This is a genomic window from Fusibacter ferrireducens (assembly GCF_015352425.1).
Classification (GTDB): Bacteria; Bacillota; Clostridia; order Peptostreptococcales; family Acidaminobacteraceae; genus Fusibacter_A; species Fusibacter_A ferrireducens.
On sequence record NZ_JADKNH010000014.1, the window covers coordinates 1 to 23,097 of the forward strand.

General features: G+C 39.3%; 20 protein-coding genes and 1 riboswitch. Of the genes, 14 read left to right on the plus strand and 6 right to left on the minus strand.

Annotated elements, in window-relative coordinates; translation table 11 throughout:
- On the plus strand, positions 1-343 hold a 343-nt coding region (locus tag ISU02_RS19040; RefSeq protein ID WP_194703441.1), incomplete at its 5' end, for a transposase.
- A gap of 567 nt (positions 344-910) precedes the next feature.
- Positions 911-2,287 carry an MATE family efflux transporter gene (locus tag ISU02_RS19045; RefSeq protein ID WP_194703442.1) on the plus strand — a complete coding sequence of 459 codons (1,377 nt, stop codon included), beginning with the start codon at positions 911-913 and terminating at the stop codon, positions 2,285-2,287.
- A 304-nt stretch (positions 2,288-2,591) separates the two neighbouring features.
- Here ISU02_RS19045 and hisD read toward each other — a convergent pair whose 3' ends face one another.
- The 4 genes from hisD to ISU02_RS19065 all read right to left on the minus strand — a co-directional run bounded on the left by hisD (position 2,592) and on the right by ISU02_RS19065 (position 5,366).
- Positions 2,592-3,860: a histidinol dehydrogenase gene (gene hisD, locus ISU02_RS19050; RefSeq protein WP_194703443.1), complete on the minus strand. Its 1,269-nt coding sequence runs from the start codon at positions 3,858-3,860 to the stop codon at positions 2,592-2,594.
- 42 nt (positions 3,861-3,902) lie between these two features.
- A complete protein-coding gene (locus tag ISU02_RS19055) occupies positions 3,903-4,250 on the minus strand; it encodes a cupin domain-containing protein (protein ID WP_194703444.1) in 348 nt (115 codons plus the stop codon).
- Positions 4,251-4,592: 342 nt separating this feature from the next.
- Positions 4,593-4,838 carry a MafI family immunity protein gene (locus ISU02_RS19060; protein ID WP_194703445.1) on the minus strand — a complete coding sequence of 82 codons (246 nt, stop codon included), beginning with the start codon at positions 4,836-4,838 and terminating at the stop codon, positions 4,593-4,595.
- A 42-nt stretch (positions 4,839-4,880) separates the two neighbouring features.
- Entirely contained in the window at positions 4,881-5,366 is a 486-nt protein-coding gene (locus ISU02_RS19065) for an EndoU domain-containing protein (RefSeq protein ID WP_194703446.1), read from the minus strand.
- Positions 5,367-5,728: 362 nt separating this feature from the next.
- Positions 5,729-5,842, plus strand: a riboswitch (FMN riboswitch).
- Positions 5,843-5,931: 89 nt separating this feature from the next.
- Between ISU02_RS19065 and ISU02_RS19070 the strand changes: the two genes are divergently transcribed.
- From ISU02_RS19070 to ISU02_RS19115, 10 genes are all read left to right on the plus strand, one after another.
- Positions 5,932-6,525 carry an ECF transporter S component gene (locus ISU02_RS19070; RefSeq protein ID WP_194703447.1) on the plus strand — a complete coding sequence of 198 codons (594 nt, stop codon included), beginning with the start codon at positions 5,932-5,934 and terminating at the stop codon, positions 6,523-6,525.
- A gap of 177 nt (positions 6,526-6,702) precedes the next feature.
- Positions 6,703-7,641: a GntR family transcriptional regulator YhfZ gene (yhfZ, locus tag ISU02_RS19075; RefSeq protein WP_207736419.1), complete on the plus strand. Its 939-nt coding sequence runs from the start codon at positions 6,703-6,705 to the stop codon at positions 7,639-7,641.
- Positions 7,642-7,688: 47 nt separating this feature from the next.
- Positions 7,689-8,060: a PRD domain-containing protein gene (locus ISU02_RS19080; RefSeq protein ID WP_194703449.1), complete on the plus strand. Its 372-nt coding sequence runs from the start codon at positions 7,689-7,691 to the stop codon at positions 8,058-8,060.
- Entirely contained in the window at positions 8,057-8,422 is a 366-nt protein-coding gene (locus ISU02_RS19085) for a DUF2620 domain-containing protein (protein ID WP_194703450.1), read from the plus strand. The genes ISU02_RS19080 and ISU02_RS19085 overlap by 4 nt, the downstream gene beginning before the upstream one ends.
- 18 nt (positions 8,423-8,440) lie before the next feature.
- On the plus strand, positions 8,441-9,718 hold the full coding sequence (locus ISU02_RS19090) for a YhfT family protein (RefSeq protein ID WP_194703451.1): 1,278 nt from the start codon (positions 8,441-8,443) through the stop codon (positions 9,716-9,718).
- Positions 9,719-9,894: 176 nt separating this feature from the next.
- Positions 9,895-11,007 carry an amidase family protein gene (locus ISU02_RS19095; RefSeq protein WP_207736421.1) on the plus strand — a complete coding sequence of 371 codons (1,113 nt, stop codon included), beginning with the start codon at positions 9,895-9,897 and terminating at the stop codon, positions 11,005-11,007.
- A 1-nt stretch (position 11,008) separates the two neighbouring features.
- Positions 11,009-11,923 (plus strand): phosphotriesterase family protein, encoded by a 915-nt coding sequence (locus ISU02_RS19100; RefSeq protein WP_194703453.1) that lies wholly within the window; start codon positions 11,009-11,011, stop codon positions 11,921-11,923.
- Positions 11,924-11,930: 7 nt separating this feature from the next.
- A complete protein-coding gene (locus ISU02_RS19105) occupies positions 11,931-13,025 on the plus strand; it encodes an aminotransferase class V-fold PLP-dependent enzyme (protein WP_194703454.1) in 1,095 nt (364 codons plus the stop codon).
- An 8-nt stretch (positions 13,026-13,033) separates the two neighbouring features.
- Positions 13,034-14,203: an alanine racemase gene (locus tag ISU02_RS19110; protein WP_194703455.1), complete on the plus strand. Its 1,170-nt coding sequence runs from the start codon at positions 13,034-13,036 to the stop codon at positions 14,201-14,203.
- 6 nt (positions 14,204-14,209) lie between these two features.
- Positions 14,210-15,403: a phosphopentomutase gene (locus tag ISU02_RS19115; RefSeq protein WP_194703456.1), complete on the plus strand. Its 1,194-nt coding sequence runs from the start codon at positions 14,210-14,212 to the stop codon at positions 15,401-15,403.
- 197 nt (positions 15,404-15,600) lie between these two features.
- On the opposite strand, the gene ISU02_RS19120 is transcribed toward ISU02_RS19115, so the two are convergent.
- Complete coding sequence (locus ISU02_RS19120) at positions 15,601-17,415, minus strand: heme NO-binding domain-containing protein (protein ID WP_194703457.1); 1,815 nt, start codon at positions 17,413-17,415, stop codon at positions 15,601-15,603.
- Positions 17,416-17,739: 324 nt separating this feature from the next.
- Here ISU02_RS19120 and ISU02_RS19125 point away from each other — a divergent pair, with 324 nt between their 5' ends.
- On the plus strand, positions 17,740-20,295 hold the full coding sequence (locus ISU02_RS19125; RefSeq protein WP_194703458.1) for a sensor histidine kinase: 2,556 nt from the start codon (positions 17,740-17,742) through the stop codon (positions 20,293-20,295).
- A gap of 57 nt (positions 20,296-20,352) precedes the next feature.
- On the opposite strand, the gene ISU02_RS19130 is transcribed toward ISU02_RS19125, so the two are convergent.
- Positions 20,353-21,489: a BREX system ATP-binding domain-containing protein gene (locus ISU02_RS19130; protein WP_194703459.1), complete on the minus strand. Its 1,137-nt coding sequence runs from the start codon at positions 21,487-21,489 to the stop codon at positions 20,353-20,355.
- 188 nt (positions 21,490-21,677) lie between these two features.
- Between ISU02_RS19130 and ISU02_RS19135 the strand changes: the two genes are divergently transcribed.
- A complete protein-coding gene (locus ISU02_RS19135; protein ID WP_194703460.1) occupies positions 21,678-22,934 on the plus strand; it encodes a BaiN/RdsA family NAD(P)/FAD-dependent oxidoreductase in 1,257 nt (418 codons plus the stop codon).
- The last annotated feature ends 163 nt before the right edge of the window (positions 22,935-23,097 follow it).

Below are 23,097 nucleotides of genomic sequence, written 5' to 3' on the forward strand. Positions count from 1 at the left end.
GCATCACAAAGAAATTTTCGGAAAAGCCCCTACAGAAGTTGCAACGGATCGTGGTTACTATTCTTCGTCAAATGAGATGGAACTCACTAAACTTGGTGTAAAGCATCTCAGTATCCCTAAGCCAGGGAAGAAAAGCAAGAGCCGTCAAGAGATAGAAAGTACACCTAAATTTAAAAAACTTCAAAAGTTCAGAGCAGGCGTAGAAGGCAGAATTAGTTGTCTAAAGCGATCCTTTGGACTGCGTAGAAGCTATCTAAGAGGTTTTAAAGGAACCTCTACTTGGTGTGGGTATGGAATCTTTGCTCACAACCTTCGAAAAGCAGCAAAGCTACTTTTGAGCTGAAAAGTTCAAAAGCGAGGGATTAAAATCACCACAAGTACTTGTGGTATATCAAATTTTGACTTGTGTTGTTGAAAAACAAGAAAACATTAATTTTTGAGTTTCAATTTATCAGGTTAATCTAATTAGTCCGTATGATTTAACATCTAAGATCGATCAATTTTTAGAAAATAAAGATTTCACAATGACTAGATTAGTTTTTAAAACGATTCATGCTGATTTTAATACAATAGCGAGATTGAGTCATATTGTTCGTGATAAAAAGTTAATAAAAAGGGGTTGTTCTTACTTTATAGAACCATCAGAGATGAAGTAACGAAAGTGTGTATTAAGGCATAGAGATCATTGAATCTCTATGCCTTAATAATATGGTATAACAAGAAAAATTGTCTTATTAAGTGTTTATGATCTCAGAATGACTTTTGTGTTCTTGAAATAAAAATTTTATAGCAAAAACTTGAAAGAGAAAAATAGTTATCTGAGAATAGTTTGCAATATAATTAGCCTCACGAAATATTTGAGTCGCGAATGATCCTATGCTATAATATTTGTATATGATGGAGGAACAGCATGGATTATTCGGAAAAGAGAGCATTGATCTTAGAAGGGCAGATGAAAAAAGTGATATGGGTTTTGTCTGTACCCGTTATGATCAATAATTTTATTCAGACCATTTACAATCTTACGGATACTTTTTTTGTTGGTCGAATTGGAGGCAACGAAGTCGCTGCCATACAGTTGGTGTGGCCCATTAACTTTATGGTGATGGCATTTGGAATAGGGATGTCCATTGCCGCAAGTGCATTGATATCCCAATATATTGGTGCAGATAGACACGAAAAGGCGAGACTTGTTTCAGGACAAGTTGTGAGTTTGTTGTTGGTTATGGGCGTGATGCTCTCCTTAATCGGCTATGGATTAAGTGGCTACATTGTAAAGTGGATGGGGGCAACTGGATCGCTTTATGACAATGCATCATCATATCTTTCAATTATCTTTTTGGGGATGCCTGCACTTTTTCTATTACAAGCATTTAATGGCATCAAGCAGGGGCAGGGCGATACAATCTCTCCAATGGTGGTCGGCGCAAGTGCAGTCGTGTTAAACATGATATTAGACCCGATCTTTATCTTCAAATTTCAAATGGGGATTTCAGGCGCTGCAATTGCTACAGTTATTGCGCAAACTATTTTTGCGCTTTATGCAGTGAGTACACTTTTTATAAAAGACAAGGGCATTAAAATCACGATAAAAGAACTCAAATGGGATATGAAAATCATAAATAAAATTATAAGCGTCGGTTTGCCTTCTTCTATTGGGCAAGCCACAACGGCCTTTGGTTTTGCCATTTTAAATGTTTTTCTGATTTCGTTTGGTGAAGTGACCCTAACGGCGTTTGCCATTGGCAATCGGATAAATTCTCTAATTATGATGCCAGCCATGGGAATTGGCAGTGCCCTTGCAACAGTGGTCGGGCAAAATTTGGGCGCAGATAATAAGAAAAGAGCAAAAGAGGCCGTGAGAACAAGTGCGGCCCTTGCAACGATTATACTGGTAACCAGTGGTTTGATCATGTGGCCTTTTGCTCAAAAAATTGTCGAGGCCTTTGCAATTCAGGAAGCAATTATTCAAAGCAGTACCGAATATTTGAGAATTCTCATTATGGCGGTGCCACTTATGGGTGTTTTTCAAGTTCTGATAGGCACATTCCAAGGATCAGGTCATACGATTTCTGCAATGATTCTCATGATGGGAAGACTTTGGGGCATTCGAATTCCTATGGTGTTTGCTTTAAGCCATTGGTCTGGTTTTAATCCATCGTCTGTATGGTATGCTATGTATACGAGTAATTTGATCATATGCCTCATAGGCTACGGTATCTATCTTACAGGGAATTGGCAAAATCAAATTATTAAAAATAAACCTCAGGTGTCTGTGGACTTGTAACCGGTAAATTGGCACTGAGCGTTTATTGAAGAGCAACATTTGAGTCATCTTATGATGCCTCAAAGCGATTTTCGCTGACGCTGTTTGAGGTTGAACATGCCTCATCACAGCTTTTGGCTCAAATCTTGTTGCATATAGCAACATTTGAGTCGTCTTAGGATGTCTCAAAGCGATTTTCGCTGACGCTGTTTGAGGTTGAACATGCCTCATCACAGCTTTTGGCTCAAATCTTGTTATTAAAAAAATGCTACCTAAATCTTCGGGTAGCATTTTTGTTTAGAGTCATGAGTGTTTAGCTTGTAGCTCATAATCGCTTTAACCTCACATCCACAGCGTTTGCATGTGCATGGAGACCTTCTGATTTCGCCATTCTATATGCTGATGGGCCAATCTTTTTCAGTGCTTCTGGTTTAATGGTCTGATGCGTCAATGTTTTGAGGAAAGTGCCCACATAGACGCCACCTGTGTACCTTGCAGCTTTCAAGGTTGGCAAAGTATGATTTGTCCCTGAAATGTAGTCTCCTAAAACCTCTGCGGACCATTCACCAATAAAGAGAGAACCATAATTGTAGAGTTGATCTATAATGGACTCGGGTTCTTGAATGGCAAGCTCTAAGTGTTCAGGTGCCAATCGGTTACACAAATCAATCCCTTCATTTAAATGATCAATCACGATGATTTCACCGAAAACTTCCCAAGACTTTCTTGCGATATCGGCAGTTTCTAATGATTTAAGTTGGTTTTCAACAGCTTGTAGAGTTTGTAGGGCAATGGTTTCGCTTGTGGTGACTAGGATGCCCTTTGCCAAAAGGTCGTGTTCAGACTGAGCTAATAAATCTGCGGCAAGCATTTCTGGATCGGCGTGATCGTCAGCTAAGATCATCACCTCACTGGGACCAGCCACAAAATCAATGCCGATTTGACCATAGCATTGACGTTTGGCTTCGGTGACGTATTGATTACCAGGGCCAACGATAAGGTCAACGGGTTTTATGCTTTCAGTGCCATAGGAAAAAGCAGCTATGGCATGTGCACCGCCCACCACATAAATCTCATCCACACCAGCAATGTCCAGTGCAACCAATGTTTCAGGCGCTATGTGTTCAGTGCCTTTAACTGAAGGAGAACAGGCTACAACTCGTTTTACACCAGCCACTTTTGCTGGAATAACCAGCATCAATGCCGATGAAAACAAGGGATAGTTGCCCCCAGGAACATAGCAAAGACAGGATTCTATAGGGACGACACGATGCCCAAGCTCTATGCCAGGAGCCACCATAAATGATGGTAAGTCTGTGATTGTAGATTTCTGAGCTGTGGCAAAGCGTTTTATATGGTCACTGGCGATTTTGAGATCTTCAATTAGACTCACAGGGACGTGATCATAAGCATTTTTTATTTCTGCTTCGGTTACCCTAAGCGATTTTCTCTCGTTTAAGTCGAATTGAGCATTAAATTTAAATAGAGCATCATCGCCCTCTAATCTGACTTGATCGATGATACTAACGACGCTTTCTTTGAGATGGGTTAAATCCGAAGAGGGTCTTTCAATAGATTGCTTAATATATTTCATATAATCATAGGCTCCTTTTATTTTTAGTGTTTGTGCGAAACACTATTGATGGCCTCTGACGGGAACAATGCAGATGAATTTAAGCGGTGTTGAGCCCGTATTGGAAAACTGATGTAGTGTGTTAGGTGGTACAAAAGCATAACTGCCCGCTTTAAGTGGGTGCAAAGTGTCTTCTATCAGCAATGTGCCTTCACCTTCAATAACATAATTTATGTGAGGCCAATCGTGTTGATGCTTTGGAGAAAAACCTTCTGCTTCAAGTTCTACAACGCGCATAACATGATCCTCCCAACCTTCAGTTGGTGAGACTAATACCTTCATAGCAGCGTTTTTAGCTGCATCACTCATTATCTTTGAAGCCGTTAAGTCATTAAAATTTCCAACGATCATTGGAACCTCCTTTTTATCTCTAATTTTAAGTTATAAACATTATAACAGAAAATGAATGTGTATAAAGAGAATATCTATTAAAAAAAAAAATAAAAATCCCTATGCCAATTTGCTTTAAAGGAGCAATGACGAGCATTATGACTGCAATCCAAATAGAGTGGCAATGACAAGTGAAATGTATGTATTAGAAGGAATCAGTGCGCTGGAATGAACCCGTGTGTTAGAATGAATCAGTGTGCTAGAACGAATAAGTATAGTAGAACTAAAAAAACGATAGAAAGAATAGGATTTTCTTTTCTACCGCTTTTTAATTGGACGTCCTTTTGGCGTCTTATTATAGATTTAAATTCGTTCTTTCAGATCACTCCAAAGAGAATCATCCATATTCATGGCACGACCAATTTCATCTAAAGCACTGTAAATTGAATCGTCAATATTGAGCTGATCTTCATCAATAACGCTGCAGATGACTTCAAAAGCAACACCCCATTCATCATGATCTAAAAAACCCTTGATGTCTTTAAGATCTTTTTCTGGGAAATCCTTTAGCTTTGGAAGTAATTCAACAATTTTTTTGTTCACGTCCATATGATCACATCCTTATCAATTTATTGGGTAAACGGTGATGATTCATAGTGGGTAAGCAGTGACGATCTCATCACCACCGACAATGACCATGATATTTACACCGTCTTGTGTGCCTGTTACTTCATATCTTTGTACGCCTTTTACTTTTCTTCCTGGAACGCGAGTGCTGCTCGAGCTATTTGCAACAGCAAGAATATTTTTTTTAGCTTTATCACGATCCCAATCCACTGGGAATAATGATTTACCATTGCTTTGGTGTTCCGGTGTATTCAAGTGGCCACCGCCTGTGCCATCTCCATCCATAATATGTGTTTCTCGATCTGAACTCATTGTGACGGTAGGTGTAGTAGTTGGTTTCGGAGCTGTTGTAGCAGCTTCCTTCGTTGTGGCACCGGGTTTATACCCAGGACTTGGGGCCAGTGTTTTAGGCGCTTCACCCGTTGAAGCTTTTACCCCAGTTGGGGAACTGTCGGTTTTAGGTGTATCGGTTTTTTTGCCTTTAACAATATCGGCATAGGACATTGTCATCTTTGCACCACCTTTCAAATGGATAATTTAACAAGTGGTGTAGAGTAAATGTTGGAACACATATAGTGGCGTACTAAACAACTTAAATGAGTGCGAATTTTTTTAAGAAACCTCATGAAGGCTTTAAAGTAGGATATAGTGCTGGGAATAAGATTGAATCAATACTTTTATGTAATAAGAACTTGTGTGTATACGTGATCAATAAATGAACTCTACACAGATTGAGTTAAAATAAGAAATATATACTATATATTACCATGAAATATGATTGTAAACAATAAAGTGTGTGATGAGAAAAAAATAGTGCGGCGTAAGTCACGTCGTATTGACATTTGTTCTCAGTGATGCTATACTGAGTATGTAATAATCTTCAGGGCGGGGTGTAAGTCCCCACCGGCGGTAAAGCCCGCGAGCCGAAAGGTTGATCTGGTTGAATTCCAGAGCCGACAGTATAGTCTGGATGGAAGAAGAGGTTTATTATTATAATGCTATTTTACCCTGAAGTGCATGCTTTAGGGTTTTTTTATGCCCGTAAAGCCAATAATATTTATGGGAGGTCTTATATATGACTACATCAGCAGTAAAAAAAATGTCTGTCAAAACCATGACAAAAGTAGCTATGCTCAGCGTTATTGCATTTATTCTCTATTTTATTGAACTTCAAGTACCTATTTTTCCTGGGTTCTTAAAGATTGATATCAGCGATTTGCCAGCTCTGATTGGCGCATTTGCACTTGGGCCAATGGCGGGAATCGCAATTGAGGCAATAAAAAATATTTTACATCTCCTCAGAACTTCAACAGGTGGTGTGGGTGAGATTGCGAATTTTGTAATAGGCATCGCCATGGTGATACCAGCAGCACTAATTTACAAGAGATCAAAGACAAAGATGAGTGCAATTATTGGACTCGCAGTGGGTGTTGTGTCCATGGCAATCATGGGCGGTCTTGCTAATTATTTATTCTTAATTCCCTTTTACACTAATTTTATGCCGATTGATGCAATCGTCGGTATGGGGACCATTATCAATCCCAATATCAATAGTGTTGCCACGTTAATCCTATACGGTATTGTGCCATTCAATCTTTTCAAGGGTTTGGTTGTCGCAGTGGTGACCATGATGCTCTACAAGCGCATATCTCCAATTTTAACGCGTTAATGGCGTCCCATCATTTCTATTAATTGTATGAAATCTCTGAAATAAGATCGACATAGAGGCGGTCTCATTTCAGAGATTTTTTTCTGTGTGTTTTGGATTTTGCCCTTGCATCTTATACAAAGATATGATAAAGTCAATGTACAATATATAGTATAATGTAATTTGGAGGGGAAATCTGTGGATGCAAGCACAAATAAATTAATGTCGAAAAATGGTTTAGCAATAAAAAGGCTTTCACAGGAACTCTTTTCTTATGAGGTTGGAGATCGCATTCGAACCATTACAGAGTATGTAGATTTATTGGATAGCTCAAGGGGAACGGTTCAATCCGCTATGAAATTTCTGCAAGAGGATGCCTGTATTTCTTTGGAATCAAGAGGACATTTAGGAACATTTCTTGTGAAAATGAATCATAAAAAACTTTGGGAATACTCTGATTTTGGCGTTATCATTGGTGCAATGCCACTGCCTTACTCAAAGCGATACGAAGGTCTGGCAACAGGCCTATACAAGGTTTTTGAAAATAAAGAGATTCCCTTTAGTTTATCTTTTATGAGAGGAGCGGATAAGAGAATCCAAGCACTTAATTTCGGAAAGTATAGTTTTGCTATTATTTCTAAACTTGCAGCGGAGATTCATCAAAATGAGAATCACAACCTGTCCATTGTCCATGAATTCAAACCGGAAAGTTATGTTGGCAATCACGTGGTGATCTTTAGAGATCCAAAACATACTCAAATTAAAGATGGCATGAGGGTGGGTGTTGACAGTGTCTCTTTGGATCAATCCAGATTGACTGAAATAGAGTGTGAATCTCTAAATGTAACTTATGTTGCAACGCCTTATAATCAAATTATTCAAAAGCTTGAAATGAATGAAATTGATGCGGCTATTTGGAATGGAGATGAAATTTTCGAGAAGAAATTAGATGTATACATTCAGCCTTTAAAAAATCCAGTGGCAAAAGAAATGGATCAAAAAGGCAATATTGCTGTAATTGTTGTGAGCAATGAAACCAAAGTAATTGGAAGAATCATGGAAAGATTGCTAGACTTTGATTTGGTAGAAGCAGTTCAAAAAGAAGTGATGGCAAATGAAATGATTCCGATCTATTAATTTTTTTAAGCGCAATATACGGAAAACGGTATATTGAAAGGAGCGTTATGGAAAATTCAATTTATGAGAGACTTAGGATTTTAAAGAGTGCAGGTCAGATCACAGGAAAAATGGAAAGTGCCATTGTGGCATTTTCAAAAAAAATGGAATATGATTATCACTTGAATTTTAATGAAGACAACGGCGCGATGTTGGTGACACATCTTGCAACTGCGCTCTCGAGAATTGAAAGAGGAGAAAGCGTTGAAAAAATGGATGCTTTTCTTTTGGAACAGCTTGCTCAGGCGCCGGAGTATGGTGAATTGCCCAAATATCTTGCAGTTATAGAGGCGCAGATGGGATGGCAAATCCCAGAAGCAGAAATGGGTTATATAGCGGCACATTTTTGTACCGTCATTGAAAAAGGAGGTAAGATATGATTCGGTTTGTTGTAGGAGGTGCAATCCGCAAGGATGACATTTCAAAAATTGTCAAAGAGATAGGAGGGGATGCAGTAGAAGTAAGCATTTTGTCAGACATGCAGGCTGCTTTAGCGATTCAGACTAAAAAGGCTGATTACTATGTGGGTGCTTGTCACACTGGCGGCGGAGGCGCACTGAGCATGGCTATAGCGCTGTTGACAGTCGATAAATGTGCAACAGTTTCTATGCCAGGGAGACCACCTAAAGAAGATGACATCATAAAGGCGGTTGAAGAAGGGAAAGTGGCATTTGGTTTTACTGGTGATCATGCAGAAGCAGCATTGGCTGTAATCGTCAGAGAAATTCTAAAGAAAAAATAATGTTAGAGGGGGAAAAAAATGAAAATTATTTTAATGGCTTTATTGGGTGCATTGGCATCCATCATGGCAAATAAGGGAATTGCAGTTTTTAATGATGGCTTGAGACCTATTATGCCTGAACACATTGAAGGTCGGATGACAAGAAAAGAATTAGCTGCAACGACATTTGCAATGAGTTTTGGTTTGGTAATTGGTTTTGGTATTCCGTTTTCTTTGGCAGCAAACATCATTCTCATCCACTGTATCTTACTTGGAACGGATATCATAGGGGCATCTTCTCCAGATGGGAAAAAAGGGATTGTCATTGCAGGTGTTATTGGTGCCTTGTACGGCGTCGGTATTTTACTCGGACTTGAAAGTGTCGTCAAGGCGTTTGAAATGTTACCTGTAAATTTCTTAGGCAGTTTAGGCGAAGTTGGTGCACCTGTAGTTGTTGCATTTGCAGCATTTCCTGCTTTGGCAACTGGATATCAATATGGCGTTAAAAAAGGTGTTCTAAACTTATTTCTTTCTGTTTTGGCTTATCAAGGCGCGCTTTTATTCGGCAATATTACTTTGGGTACGGCTACAATCAAGTTAAATCCTCAAGGAAGTGCTTTAATTGTGGGGATGGTGATTCTGTTAGTTTTTGCAATGAGAGAAAAACAGGAAGAAGAAACTGTAGATTTGGTTTCCATTTTTGCAGAACGTGTTAAACGCATTCGAAAAAATTTACCTATACTAATGGTTATGGGCGGATTGGTCGCTGCGGCTACAGCTTCCAATTTAATAGCGGGAGACCCTATTTCGCTAAATCTCATGAAGGAAAGTCAATTTATGGATGCTGGATTTGCTGCACTTGCAAGAGGAATTGGCTTTATTCCTTTAGTGGCTTCCACGGCAATTGTCACAGGGGTTTATGGACCAGTGGGAATGACTTTTGTATTCGCTGTGGGCCTATTTGTTAGAAATCCAATTTTGGCGGGTCTAATAGGGGCAGTTGTCATTGGCGCTGAAGTCTTGTTATTAGATCGAATTGCACACTTTATCGACAAATTCCCTGGCATTAGAAAATCTGGGGATAATATTCGAATGGCAATGACCAAATTACTTGAAATCGCACTCTTAGTTGGTGGTATGAATGCTGCAAATGCAATGGCTCCAGGAATAGGCTATTTCTTAGTTGTAGGACTTTATATATCGAATGAAATTGCTGGGAAACCATTTGTCAGAATGGCGGTTGGACCTATTGCCGCTATTTTAGTAGGTATTTTTGTGAACTTATTAGCTCTAATAGGATTATTTGTTGTGGCATAGATAAAGCGCTTGAAGGAAGCAATATATTGCTTCCTTCAAGGTTTTAAGATGAAAGTTTTAAGATACAAGTATTTAGATGAATTTAGAAGTTATACTTTAGCCGCTAAATGCTTTAAGCATTATACTTAAAGACTTAAGGTGAATTTTAAATAAATTCGAATGCAGGGGGTGAACTCGTGAATAAAAGTGAGTTAAATCGCATTATGAATGCGATGATACGTTCAAAAGAAGAAGAGGGCGGTACCGTCGTTTCTTTTCAAAAGGGCATGATTGAAAAGGTGACAACTGCTTTATGTGAAGGGCAGGATACCATCACCTTATTCGGAGTGAAAAATACGAATCAACTTTCAGCGGATTTGGTAACAAAACTTCAAAAGGATGAACAATTTGTTTTTCATACGGTGGATTCGATGTCGGATCGTGGGCGTGCACTGGATATCAATTGTATAAATCCTTTGACCGGTAGGGTGATGACAGGTTCTTCAAGTGGAGGCTGTATCAACATATTAAAAGGCATAAATGATCTTGCCATTGGCACGGATGGTGGAGGTTCAGTATTGGCACCAGCCATGAGCACTCAGTTGTTTTCAATCATGGGCAAAGGCCTTGGCTTGATGGGCAGCGCTTCAAAAGTATCTACAGATGGTCTATCCTTTATACCGGGCATCGGAGTGATTTCACACACCTATGCAAAATGTGTCGAGGCGATTCGAGTATTATGTGATATTTCAGATGAAGAATGGGAGGCGCACACGATTTCAAGGCCGATGCGAGTGGCCATTCCAGTGGAAGGCAGTGTTACTTTGCCAGATGGTAGGGATATGACTGCAGCGTTAGAGCCCGTTTTGAGTATTTTACCTGAGTCGATTTCAATCGAAAAGGTAAAGGTGCCTAATCTTCAAAATCGTCACGAAAGCATACCGTTTGTTCATCAATTATTCGAAAGTGGTATCGATGCGATTATGACATTTGAAGGACCTATAGATCTGTATGGTTACGGTGATTCCATCATGGGCGTATGGGGGCAAACAGGAGAAAATGAAGTGAGCAAATCAGGCAAGTATCTCGTAAAATCTGCCAACATGGCGAATGCAACTGCAATTACCATTCCGACGGATGAACTTGCCACAGGTGTTTTAATGCTCACTAAAACAGGTAGACAATCGGGCATGCGTTTAATGCAACTGGGTGCAATGATTGCGGCAACCTTTAAGCGACCGGCTCTCTATGGGAACTATTTCTTGGGAAATGATTCGCCTAAAGATAATGCTTTTGGAATGGAGGCGTAGCATGTCAATTTACGGTGTTCAGGGCATAATCTCACCTGAAAACTTGGGAAAAACTTATTTTCACGAACATTTGTATTTAGATTTATCAAGGATTAAGGGCGATCCAGATACACATTATAATGCGGTGGAACTCATCATTGATGAGATGAAAAATTTAAAGAAGCTGGGCATCTCCACTATTGTTGAAATGACCAATCATGGTATGGGCAGAAATCTCAATCAAGTGATGCGTGTTTCACTTGAATCAGGGATGCAAGTCATCATGAGTACAGGATTTTATAAAGAGCCGTTTTTACCGGATGTGGTCTCTAAAAGCACGATTTCGGAACTGGTTAAACAATTAACTCACGAAATTACAACCGGTATTGAGGGGACCTCAGTAAGGGCTCAGGTCATCGGTGAAATTGGAACGAGCAAAGACGTGATGACGCCCCTAGAGGCAAAGGTCTTTGAAATTGCAGCAAGGACGCACATAGAAACTGGAGCGCCTATTGCAACACATACGACGCTTGGGACTTGTGGCGTTGAACAATTAGATTTTTTAAGTGGCTTCGGCGTTGATTTATCAAAAGTGGTCATTGGCCATGTGGATTTAAATTGTGAAAAAAATTATCACTTGAAAATGGCAGATAAGGGTGCAGTCTTGGCATTTGATACGATTGGAAAGCTGAATTACGGTTCAGATGAGATCAGAGCGAAGCATATTGCCCATTTAATAGAGCGGGGACATATAGATCAAATCGTCTTGTCCCAAGATATGACGAGAAAATCTCATCTTAAGGCCAATGGCGGGATTGGGTATGGTCATTTAATAGAAGTGTTCATCCCTTTGCTATTAGCTGAAGGTGTTGGCAATGAAGAAATTAGAAAAATGTTAGAAGAAAATCCTAAGAGAATATTGAGGCGAAAGGAGTGACGATCAGATGAAAACATACCCTATTCAACCCATGTCAATCCATCAGGCGATGGAAATGCAATTTCACCTTGTCAATTGTATCCATGAAACAATTCCAGGGGGTGAGATGCTAACGCAAGGCGATTTAGGCGTTGTACTCGGAGAGGGTGCTCCAACAATGACGAGAAAGGTAGAAGCAGTTCTCGCAAAGTGCTTTGGTGCAGAGGCGGCAATTTTGGTCCGTGGTTCAGGGACAGGTGCAATGAGAAATGTTTTTAACGTCTTAAATAGCCCCCTAGATAAAATTGTATTACATGATGCTCCAATTTACCCAACGACAAAAGTGATTATAGAAAGTATGGGACTTAAACCGATTTGGATAGATTACAATTTGGATACGACTGATCAGTGGGACTCTTGTAAAGCAGCTTCTTTTGCACTGATTCAGCATTCGAGACAGCGTATAGATGATTCTTATGAGCTCCAAGAAGTCATTCAGAAGTTAAGACAGGTCAATCCCGATATAAGCATTCTTGTGGATGATAATTATGCCGTTATGAAAGCGGCTAAAATTGGTGTGCAGGTTGGGGCCGACGTCAGCGCCTTCTCGATGTTTAAACTATTGGGACCAGAGGGCGTAGGTTGTGTTGTTGGCAAAAAAAGCATCATTGAAAGCATCAGGAAAATCAATTATTCTGGTGGCAGTCAGGTTCAGGGGCACGAAGCATTAGAGGCTTTGCGAGCACTAGTTTACACACCTGTATCTTTGGCAATTCAATCCGAACAGGTTGAAAAAGCATATCAGCGGTTGTTAAATGGTGAAGTTAAAGGCGTCAAAAATGCGTATATTGCCAATGCGCAGTCCCGTGTGTTATTGGTTGAGTTTGAAAAACCAATTGCCAAAGCAGTGCTAGAGGCAAGCGAGAAATTGGGCGCTGCGCCGCATCCTGTGGGTGCTGAATCCAAATATGAAGTGGTGGCTCAATTTTATAGAGTTTCAGCAACTTTCAGAAATGCTGATCCTGCATTGGAAAATTCAATGATTCGAATAAATCCAATGCGTTCAGGCGCGGATACTGTGATAAATGTGCTTAAGAGAGCAATTGAACAGGCAGAAAAATAGGAGGTCACATGTTTTTAGAAAAGACAATTGCCAGAAATAAAGCCTTGATTGATGCCGCATTAGAATTTCGTAAAGAAAATAAAATTACACCGGATACTTATGTGATTGATCTGGATGTTGTGGAAAACAATGCGAGATTACTTGTTGAAGAGGCAAAAAAACAAGGCATTCAGCTTTATTTTATGACAAAACAAATCGGGCGAAATCCAGAAATAGCAAAAAGGGTGGTTGCCCAAGGCATAGACCGCATCGTTGCTGTTGACGCATGGGAAGCGCTTGCATTGGCTGGTGAGGGTATGCAACTTGGCCATGTGGGCCATCTCGTTCAGATTCCTGAGGGCATGATTGCGGAAGTTTTAAGTTATAGACCAGAAGTCATCACCGTATTTTCACTGGAAAAAGCCAGAAGTATTTCTAGAGAAGCAAAAAAAATGGGGATAACTCAAAAATTGCTCATGAGAGTCGTGGGAGATAAGGATCATTTATATGATGGCCAAAAGGGCGGATTTTTGGAGCATGAATGGCTGAGCAGTGCCAAAGCCATTCATGAGATGTCCAATGTATCGCTTGCAGGTCTAACGGCTTTTCCCTGCTTTTTATATAAAGAAGGAGAGGTTGTGGCAACGGAAAATGTAAAGACGGTGCAAAAGGCGGCGGCTTTAATTCAAGAGCATCTTGGCATAAAATTGGAACAGATTAACCTGCCTAGTGCGAATTCAGTTCATACACTTGATTTGGTTGCAAAGGCAGGGGGGACACATGCTGAACCGGGTCATGCCTTAACGGGGACAACACCTTTACATGCCGTTATGGATCTGCCCGAAAAGCCCGCAATGGTTTATATTACTGAAATATCACATTATGTGGATCAATCTGCTTATGTGTATGGTGGTGGATTTTACCAAAGATCAGGTGTCAATAAGGCGCTTGTCGTCCGCGAATGTGATTTGTCAAAATCAAATATAGTTGCTGCAAAAGAGCCTTCGCCGCTGATGATTGACTATTATGCAGAAGTGGATGTCGCCAACATAGAGAGTCAAATCGGGGATGCAGTGATCTATGCATTTAGAACGCAAATTTTTATGACTCGAAGTAATGTGGCTTTAATTGAAGGGATTCAAAGCGGTGCGCCTAAATTAATTGGTATTTATGATGCACTTGGCAGAAAAAAGGACTGATATAGAATGGAAAAGAGAGCAATATTATTAATTGTAGACAGTTTGGGCATAGGTGCCATGACGGACGTGGCAACTGTACGCCCACAGGATTTGGGTTCAAATACATTTGGACATATCCTGAGCTATAGGCCTGAACTGAAAATACCCAATTTAAAAAAGCTAGGCATTGGTTCTGTATTGGACAATGATAACCTTATTGAAAAACATCCCCTTGCCAGCTACGGCCGATGTGCTTTACTTCATGAAGGTGCAGACAGTTATTTAGGACATCAAGAAATCATGGGGACTAAGCCCTTGCCTGCAACAAAGATGCCCTTTGCAAATGCCCTAGAAGATGTCAAATGCGGACTAGAGGCTGCTGGATACAAAGTGATAATTCCCAATGAAAAAAAGCCTTTTTTATTGGTGGAAGATGCTGTGGTGGTAGCGGATAATATCGAAACGGACTATGGTCAGATTTATAATGTGACCGGCGCAATCGACGTCATATCTTTCGATGAAATTCAAGCAATCGGTAAGATTGTACGTGATCTCACAAAAGTAAATCGAGTGATCGCATTAGGTGGAGAGGGTGTTTCCGTGGACTGGATACTATCCTGTGTTGAGCAAAGAGAAGACGGTCTGATTGGTGTCAATTCTCCAAAATCAGGTGTTTATCAACAAGGTTATCAAGTGAGACATCTGGGATTGGGACTTGACCCAGAAGAACAAGTTCAAAGCGCCGCAATTAGGGCTGGAAAAGAAGTTGTCCTAATAGGCAAAATGCAAGATGTGATCGTCTGTGAAGAAGCTAAGCGTGTTGTGGCCATTGAGACGTCGCTCGTGTTAGACAGCATTTTGGCGCACATGGAAACGATGACAACGGGACTAATTGCAGCGACTGTACAAGAAACGGATTTGGCTGGTCATGCTCAAGATGTGGCGTTATATGCCGATCTCATTGAACGGGTTGATGAAGGTATCGGAAAAATTATGGAGAAAATGACTGGCGATGATTTGCTCATAATAAGTGCTGATCATGGGAATGATCCCTGTGCTCATCACAGTCAGCATACGAGAGAAAATACCTTTTTACTTTCTTACCAAAAGGGTCATACCGCTTGCGACTTAGGAACTCGAAAGACACTTTCAGATATGGCGGCATCCATTGCGACTTTTTTGGAAATTGAACCGTGTAAGAATGGCACCAATTTCATATGAGTAGATGCATAGCACCGATGTTCAGCAAGACTTTGTTTTGCCGACCCCGTCCTCGTCTAATCGCTTAGGGCAGGTTGAACATCCATCTTCACAGCTTTCAGCTCAAATCTTGTAATATATAATAAAAAAAGATTCCTCGGAAATCCTTTTTGATTTCCATTGAGGAATCTTTATTTTTGGTTGAACAAGTATACTTGTTAAAGTTTATATCGTTTGAGCTCATCCTTAAGAAATAAAGCCACTTTTTCAAGTTCATCTATATTTTCAGACAAGCTTATGATTTCAGCAGAGAAATTGGTGACATTGGCGCTCATTTCTTGTGAAGTCGCTGAATTTTCCTCGGCGATAGCAGCCAAAGTGTGCATGTTTTCAAAGACTTTATTGATCTTAGAAGTTTCTACTGAAAGCTTAGATGAAATGTCTGCAATGGAGCCAGAAACGGTGTGAATTCGAGTAGAAGCCACTTTACTGTCTGAAGCGACATTAGCCATGGTTTGAGTGCCGTTTTCAAGTTCTATAAATTGATCGTTAACTTGTTTAACCATGTTGTTTACACCTGTGGTAAATTCATTTAAGCTGACATTTATAGTATTGACGGCATCTTTAGAATCCTCGGCAAGTTTTCTGATCTCCTCGGCAACGACGCTGAAACCGCGGCCCATCTCTCCAGCTCTTGCAGCTTCAATAGAGGCGTTGAGTGCTAAAAGATTCGTTTGTTCTGCAATGCTCTCAACTGTGCTTACAATTTCAATGATATTTTTGATGTTCTTGCTGAGTTCATTGCCTTGCGAATTGACACCTGCAAAATTGTTTTTAACTTGATTTAGGTTTTCGGATACTTTCTCCAAATCATCTACAGAGATTTCAATTTGATTTACAGCAGCCTCTAGACTTTCTTTGCCTTCCAGTTCTTTTGTGCTGATTTCATTTAATATTTCGATATTGTCGGCGAGAATACCGACAGAACTTTCTGTTTCAGTTGCCTGATGAATAGCGCCTTCAGCAACCTCCTGAACGGCCCTAGATATGAGATCGGATACTGCGCTCATGTTCTTTGCACTCTGCGCAAACTTGTCTGTAAAGGAATATAGGTCGTCCATGCCACCTTTAAAGTATGTGAATTCTTCACGCAATTTGTCTTTGGTGTTTGCAAGAACGCTAAATATTTCTTCATGATAGTCATTAGAGTACACGACCAAATCATCTCTTAAATCGAGATCGCCAACTTTTTCAAGTTCCTTTGTGATGTCCATAGAGGGCTTAAGCACGACATTTCCTATGAGAACACCTGAAATTAAAACTGACAAGGGAATTGAAACGAGAAGCGGTATATTGGACAATCCTTCAAAACCAAGGATGAACCCCAAAGATAAAAGTGTCGGTATGATAGAGATTTTAAACGGAGCACTTTTTATAAACCCAAAAGAAAAGAATTTGGAAAGACCATAATTTCGAACTGTTTTTGTTCCCTTTTCAAAGACAAGGTGAATTTTAACAGTATGAGTACCATCTGATCCAATGGCTTTATCCAGTATTTTCGCTTCTATTTTTTCATTAAAGTGTTTGCCGCAACCCTCTATAAGACCCATGAGATAATCCACAAGACCGCGTTTTGACTTGTAGGTGATGACGACATTCTTATCATCCAGTTCTTCGGGAATTAATCTTGGAGGTTTTGCGCCTGGAATCATCTTTGTCAGTTGCGTATGCACTCTATCCATAAGCATCATAAAGCTTTTTGCAGAGCCTTTATCAAAATATGAGGGGAACCACTTGTAGAATGATTCAATATTGTTCTCTCCAAGTTTACGCCACATATCTTCTGTCTTCATCCCTTTGCTAGCGGCAAAGGATTTCATGAGAGAAAACACTTTTGCATCTTCAATCTCTTCCAAAGGTGTAATCATTTTAGAGGGATTCCAACCTTCCTTTTTCATAATTTCATCTCTATGTTTTTCTCCGAACATAGAGGAAATTGTATTGAGCCAAATATTGACTACGGTACCTTTCATAAAACACCTCTCACTAAATTTGTTTGATTTGCGAAGTTTTGAATATACACTCTAAATTTAAAAAAAATTTACTCTGAAATTGTAATCAGTTCAATTATACCAAATCCTCAGCAAAATAGGCAATTGTTATCATAAATTAGACGAAAATATCGATGAACTATGTTAAAATAAATAAAAAGGTTAGGGTGTCAAAATCCAAAAGTTGAGCAATATGCCACCACATGATGTCGTTTACAGGAAGTACGCGACACGACACAGAAGCGGGGATTCATGCGAAACTGACTTTTGAAACTCTAACCCCAAAAGATAGAATAGGAAGTATGTATGAAAAAAAGAGGATGGATTGTTTTAGCAGTATTAATTTGGATCAATTTGGTCGTTTCTTTTGGTGATACAACGGCCCAAAATCTTGAATTTGAAAAAGCAGAAATCATTGAATTATCAGAGGGCTGGACGTATGTCGATGCATTTTGGATTGCACCAGATGCTTTGGATTTAATCGAAGGAGAAACCGATTACTCATTGGACCGACTGTCTGAAAACAATTCGAAAAATAGATCCAGAGGAACACTCTGTAAAAAATTTACAATTCCAAGACCACTTGTTGGAAATCCAATTGTCATAAATAATACGCTCTTTAATGGTAAGTTCACACTGTATATCAATGAGATGCCCTATGAAAAATCGTTGTTGATCTCAAAGTATCAGAGGGTTAAAGAGGGCTATCTCTTTATTCCGAACAATGTTGATATTACAATGGTCATTCAATTTGAGCAAGATTTAAATCAGATTTCGAGTGGGTCAAGTCTCTATTTAGGACCACTTGAAGCGTATGAAAAGCACCAATATTTTGTTTGGATTTCAAACAGCATCATATTGGCAGTTGCCATTGTCTTTTTAATATATCTGATTTGGCAAAGACTGTCTAGTCCAATTAGAATAAAAGGTTATTTATTTGAAGTGGTGATTCTCGCTTTTATTTTGGATTTCATCATATCCGAAATGACGCATACCTTAACCTTTGCTCATTTTGAAGTGATTCGCATTCAATTGTTTTTATTTACGTTTATCTCCACAGTGGCTGCAACTTATGGATTAGAAATTAGCGATCGTTTTATGCCATTTGTAAAGGAGTTTGGTAAAATCTATTTAATTTTGTTTGCAGCAGGCGTAACGGTAATGCCGATTCAATATCTGAATATCATATGGTATGGTCACTTGCTGTTGACATTAGTTTATGTAATATTGAGCGATCGGCATAAAATGCAGTGGAAGATCACCCTTATCTTCGTGTATTTTTTGATCATGGCGTATTTTAATTTAAGTGGCATTTTGACTTCCAATCTTTACATGCTTCCTGTGCTCATAATAATGATTTATAAAAGTTTCTTTAGAGTGGCTAAAAATGAATTTTCTCAAAATGAAGTAGACACGATTTCATTAAAAGAAGCTTATGGTACGGATAAAACCGAAGTACAGTTTAAAGAGATGTTGAACACAATTGAAGAGGGCGTTGCCATTGTAATGTCTGATCTGTACGTGGATCATGTATATAATGAAACATTGCAGGTTTTATTGGATGTCGATATTAAGCATAAAAAAATTACGGATTTGATCTACCAAGAAGACTTTGATAACAAATTATATGTTGAAACGATTTTGACCAGATATTTCGAGGCCGAAACGGAAAATGACAAACGGCTTTATCTAGATTTATTATCTAGTAAAGTGACTATAAATGGGCGTATCTTGAGTATTAAGTACAAAACTGCAAAAGATCCCAAATATCTCGTGGTTGTATTAGAGGATGAAACTGAAATTCAAAAAATAATAGATGAGAAGGTGCTTCTGCAAAAGAAAGTGGATGTCATTTTAGAAATTACTAGAAATCAATCTGAGTTTAAACAATTGTATCAAGAATTTTTACAATTTCTGCATCAAGATATTGAATATGGGATGGAAAAGAACACGACAATAATCCAACGCATCACCAGCATTCTACTCCGATTGGATTATTTTGAAAAAGCCTTTGTTAAATTTGGATTGGAAAATACCACAGAGGCTCTCCAAAAGAGCATTGAGGCGTTGAATACAATGAAAAAAGAGGGGAGTTTCGATCGGGTTGACGACATGAAAAGATATTTGGAGAGCTTTGGTTTAAATGAGTGTTTATCGATGGATGTAGAGTGGCTAGAAGGTGCTTTTGATGAGGATATCATGAAACAAGAGCATTTAATTATGGTTGATGAATCCGATTTTATCGAACTCGAAAAAAAATTGATGGCCCTCCCAGAGCATGAACAATTGCTCGAACTGGTCTTAAAGATGAAACACGCACAGAACCAAAAACTCATAAGAAAGTATGATCAATATATTGCAGAATTGGCTAGAAAATTAGGTAAAAAGATCAATCCAATTGTATTAGAAGGCTATGAGAACATCTTAGATAATGCGAATTTCAATGGCATTCTTAAGAGTATGTTTCACTTGATCGACAATGCGCTCATTCATGGCATTGAAAAACCAAGTGATCGATTTGGAAAGAACAAAAGTGAATTTGGTACGATTAAAATTCAATTTAAGAATTTGGAAACCTTCATAGAAGTCATTTTTGAAGATGACGGGCAAGGTGTTGATTACAATGGTATAAAGGAGGTGCTTTATCAACAAAAAAAAGTGCCTTTTGAAACCTTGATTTTGTTAGATTCAGAAGCACTCTCTGATTATCTCTTTGAAGAAGGTGTCACGACAGATGCTGAAAATCATTTGGGGGTCGGACTCGCTCAATTGAAAAAAGAAGTTGAATTACAAAATGGGCGTATCAAAATAGAATCGAGTCTAAATCAATTTACGAGAGTTGTTATCAGACTAAATGAGTAATGTTTTGGAGTAGATGCGCGGCGTGCAAACTGGATAAGTTTGCTTTAAAGGAGAAGTTTACTTCAAAAAAGTATCCAAGTATTGTACGGCCTTAGTGACAACATGTCTTGTTGTTTTGAGGTTGGAGGCATCTATTGTTCTGAGGACATCCTGTGGAGACGGCATTTTATCCAGCGGTTCATCTTGAATTTGGTAGAGTTCAATAAGTTGGTGCACAAGTGATAAAATGGCATCTTCAGATATTCTTTCAAGGTGAATGACGGTTTGGCGAGGATCACTTACATCGGGGTCAAGTGGCAGATTAAGGCGTTGTGAGAGCGCTTCTAAAGACATAAAGCCCTTTTCATAATCTGATAATAAATTAGGTGTACCTGAAAAGACAAACATGCTATGCGCCATTTCGCCAGAAGCGCTTAAATCGATGAGATGCTTTAAATTATTATAGGCAAGTGCTCTATAATCACGTCGTTCTGAGATGATTTGATCGAGTTCGTCAATAAATACAATCAACCCATTATAACCTAATAAATGGATTAGTTTAGAAAAGGCTTTTAGAAAATCTAGAGTGTTTGTTTTATCCACATGCCCAATGAGATCGTATTTTTGTTTCAGTTCAAAAGGAATATTTTTTTCACCTGTGAGCCAAGAAGTCGTTACATTTTGCATTTCCTGATTGCGCTGAATGCGACCACGCATGAACATTAAGAAAGCACGTGCAAAATTCATGTTGTATTTCGAAATTTCTTGACACACTGTATTTATTTCAACACGTTTTTGATTGGGAAAGGGTGCGGTTTGAAGATTTTCAATCCATAGGTCGAAGATCTCGTTAAAAGATGTTTTTTCAAAATGCGCCCCTTTCATATAGAGATTATGCATGATGGCATAGTAGAGATCATCCATTTTATTCAATCTAAAGCCACCATTGACTTGGAATGAAGCAATGATGTAATCGCCTTGGAGCGCTAAATTTTTGATGGCATGAACTAGGTGCGATTTGCCAGCACCGTATTCACCAGTGATGATTTTGACAATGCTCTCTCCATTTTTCAGTGCAGAAAAACAACGATTAAACTCCGTGAGTTCTCTTTGCCTGCCAAAAATCAAGTTTTCCGTCAAACCGACGGGTGCTACACCGTTTCTTAAAGCATTTATAATTTTAGAAGCTTCGTGTGCGTGTAAAGTCAGTTTCATCACCCCCAATGCTAATATTATAACTTGATTCGGTATAATAAGAAAAGGGGAATCTGATAAAGTGTCAAAAAGAGTTCTGAATAAAAGGGACAAAATAAAAGGGACATATGAATAAACGCAGTTTATTTAAACAGAAAAAGAATGCTACGGGTTTAGAACGTAGATTTGTAGTGTTAGGAGACTTGAGCATGAGTTATGATTTAGTAATAATAGGTGGTGGTGCTGCCGGGTTATTTGCAGCATCGGTATCCAATCAATTAGATTTGGTAGTTTTGGAAAAAAAGGACCGTGTTGGCCTTAAACTCATGGTTTCAGGAGGGGGGCAGTGCAATCTGACGCACGGTGGATACATGAGTCATTTTATGGGTCAATATGGTGGACATAAGCGTTTTGTAAAACCTGCTCTTACTCAGTTTGACAATAGGCAGACCATTGCGTATTTTAAAGCGATAGGCATAGAGTGCTTTGAACGAGAAGATGGCAAAGTCTTTCCGAAATGCTTGGATGCAAAAACAGTGGTAAAGGCACTGAGCACGTCTATCACTAAGGCTTCAAAAAAGAAAATACATGTGGAAACAGCGGTCGTTGAGATTATAAAAAAAAAAGATGCGTTCACAGTAATCACGGACAGAGGTGCTTTCGATACGCGACACATTTTGATTGCAACTGGGGGCAAATCGTATCCAGCTTTGGGCTCTGAAGGTGATGGCTATAGACTCGCAAAATCTTTTGGGCATGAAATTGTTGAACCGAGACCAGGACTCACTGGTGTTGTCTCTGGTAAGATAAGTACACTTGACTGGTCGGGAATAACCTTAAATGATGTTGAACTCACACACGTTGCGTCAGGTCAAACGAAGCTTCAGCTAGGTCGATCTGAAATTAGAAGCGGATCTGGCAAAACCTATAAAGGTGATTTGCTGTTTACTCATTTTGGTGTGAGTGGGCCTGTGATCCTAAATAATAGCAGAGTGTTTCACAAGGGAGATCATCTATTGGTCAATTTAGTTGGCGTCACCTCACAGGCACTTGAAAAGTCATTTCTTGAAGTGGCAGGGGACAAGCTTTTGGCCTATTGGCTAAATCAACTGAAGTTGGGTGATAAATTTAAGGCGGCACTTCTAAAAGCACTTCAATTGAGTGGTCAGGAGAAGATGGCGACGCTTTCTAAGTTGCAACGAAAAGACATGCTCAAATGGCTGACGCAGTATGAAATCATCATAGATGAATTACAGGGTTTTAAGCAGGCAATGGTCACTGTGGGAGGGGTATCTACCCAAGAAGTGAATCCGAAGACCATGGCATCGCTTCTTCTAGATGGGGTGTACTTTGCTGGAGAAGTGCTGGATGTGGACGGCGACACGGGTGGCTATAACTTACAGTGGGCATTTTCAAGTGCTTATGTGGCTGTTAAAGCCATTGAAAAGAATGTCATGCAGAGTTAAATGCATATTTGAAAAACCTATGAATGATAAAGTCGTAATAAAAATAGAAATATAGACGTAGAAGCACTATGAGGCATACGTCTTTTTTAGGGGTCTAAGATTGACAATGATTATCATTCGTGCTAAAATTAAAGTGTGAATGAGATTCATTATCAGCATAAAG

What these genes read in the sequence shown, in the direction of transcription:
- ISU02_RS19070 (WP_194703447.1), top strand. Translation starts at nt 5,932, where the DNA reads ATGACTACATCAGCAGTAAAAAAAATGTCTGTCAAAACCATGACAAAA.
- ISU02_RS19055 (WP_194703444.1), bottom strand. Translation starts at nt 4,250, where the DNA reads ATGATCGTTGGAAATTTTAATGACTTAACGGCTTCAAAGATAATGAGT.
- hisD (WP_194703443.1), bottom strand. Translation starts at nt 3,860, where the DNA reads ATGAAATATATTAAGCAATCTATTGAAAGACCCTCTTCGGATTTAACC.
- ISU02_RS19090 (WP_194703451.1), top strand. Translation starts at nt 8,441, where the DNA reads ATGAAAATTATTTTAATGGCTTTATTGGGTGCATTGGCATCCATCATG.
- ISU02_RS19120 (WP_194703457.1), bottom strand. Translation starts at nt 17,415, where the DNA reads ATGAAAGGTACCGTAGTCAATATTTGGCTCAATACAATTTCCTCTATG.
- ISU02_RS19085 (WP_194703450.1), top strand. Translation starts at nt 8,057, where the DNA reads ATGATTCGGTTTGTTGTAGGAGGTGCAATCCGCAAGGATGACATTTCA.
- ISU02_RS19080 (WP_194703449.1), top strand. Translation starts at nt 7,689, where the DNA reads ATGGAAAATTCAATTTATGAGAGACTTAGGATTTTAAAGAGTGCAGGT.
- ISU02_RS19060 (WP_194703445.1), bottom strand. Translation starts at nt 4,838, where the DNA reads ATGGACGTGAACAAAAAAATTGTTGAATTACTTCCAAAGCTAAAGGAT.
- ISU02_RS19115 (WP_194703456.1), top strand. Translation starts at nt 14,210, where the DNA reads ATGGAAAAGAGAGCAATATTATTAATTGTAGACAGTTTGGGCATAGGT.
- ISU02_RS19110 (WP_194703455.1), top strand. Translation starts at nt 13,034, where the DNA reads ATGTTTTTAGAAAAGACAATTGCCAGAAATAAAGCCTTGATTGATGCC.
- ISU02_RS19125 (WP_194703458.1), top strand. Translation starts at nt 17,740, where the DNA reads ATGAAAAAAAGAGGATGGATTGTTTTAGCAGTATTAATTTGGATCAAT.
- ISU02_RS19045 (WP_194703442.1), top strand. Translation starts at nt 911, where the DNA reads ATGGATTATTCGGAAAAGAGAGCATTGATCTTAGAAGGGCAGATGAAA.
- ISU02_RS19100 (WP_194703453.1), top strand. Translation starts at nt 11,009, where the DNA reads ATGTCAATTTACGGTGTTCAGGGCATAATCTCACCTGAAAACTTGGGA.
- ISU02_RS19065 (WP_194703446.1), bottom strand. Translation starts at nt 5,366, where the DNA reads ATGACAATGTCCTATGCCGATATTGTTAAAGGCAAAAAAACCGATACA.
- ISU02_RS19105 (WP_194703454.1), top strand. Translation starts at nt 11,931, where the DNA reads ATGAAAACATACCCTATTCAACCCATGTCAATCCATCAGGCGATGGAA.
- ISU02_RS19135 (WP_194703460.1), top strand. Translation starts at nt 21,678, where the DNA reads ATGAGTTATGATTTAGTAATAATAGGTGGTGGTGCTGCCGGGTTATTT.
- ISU02_RS19130 (WP_194703459.1), bottom strand. Translation starts at nt 21,489, where the DNA reads ATGAAACTGACTTTACACGCACACGAAGCTTCTAAAATTATAAATGCT.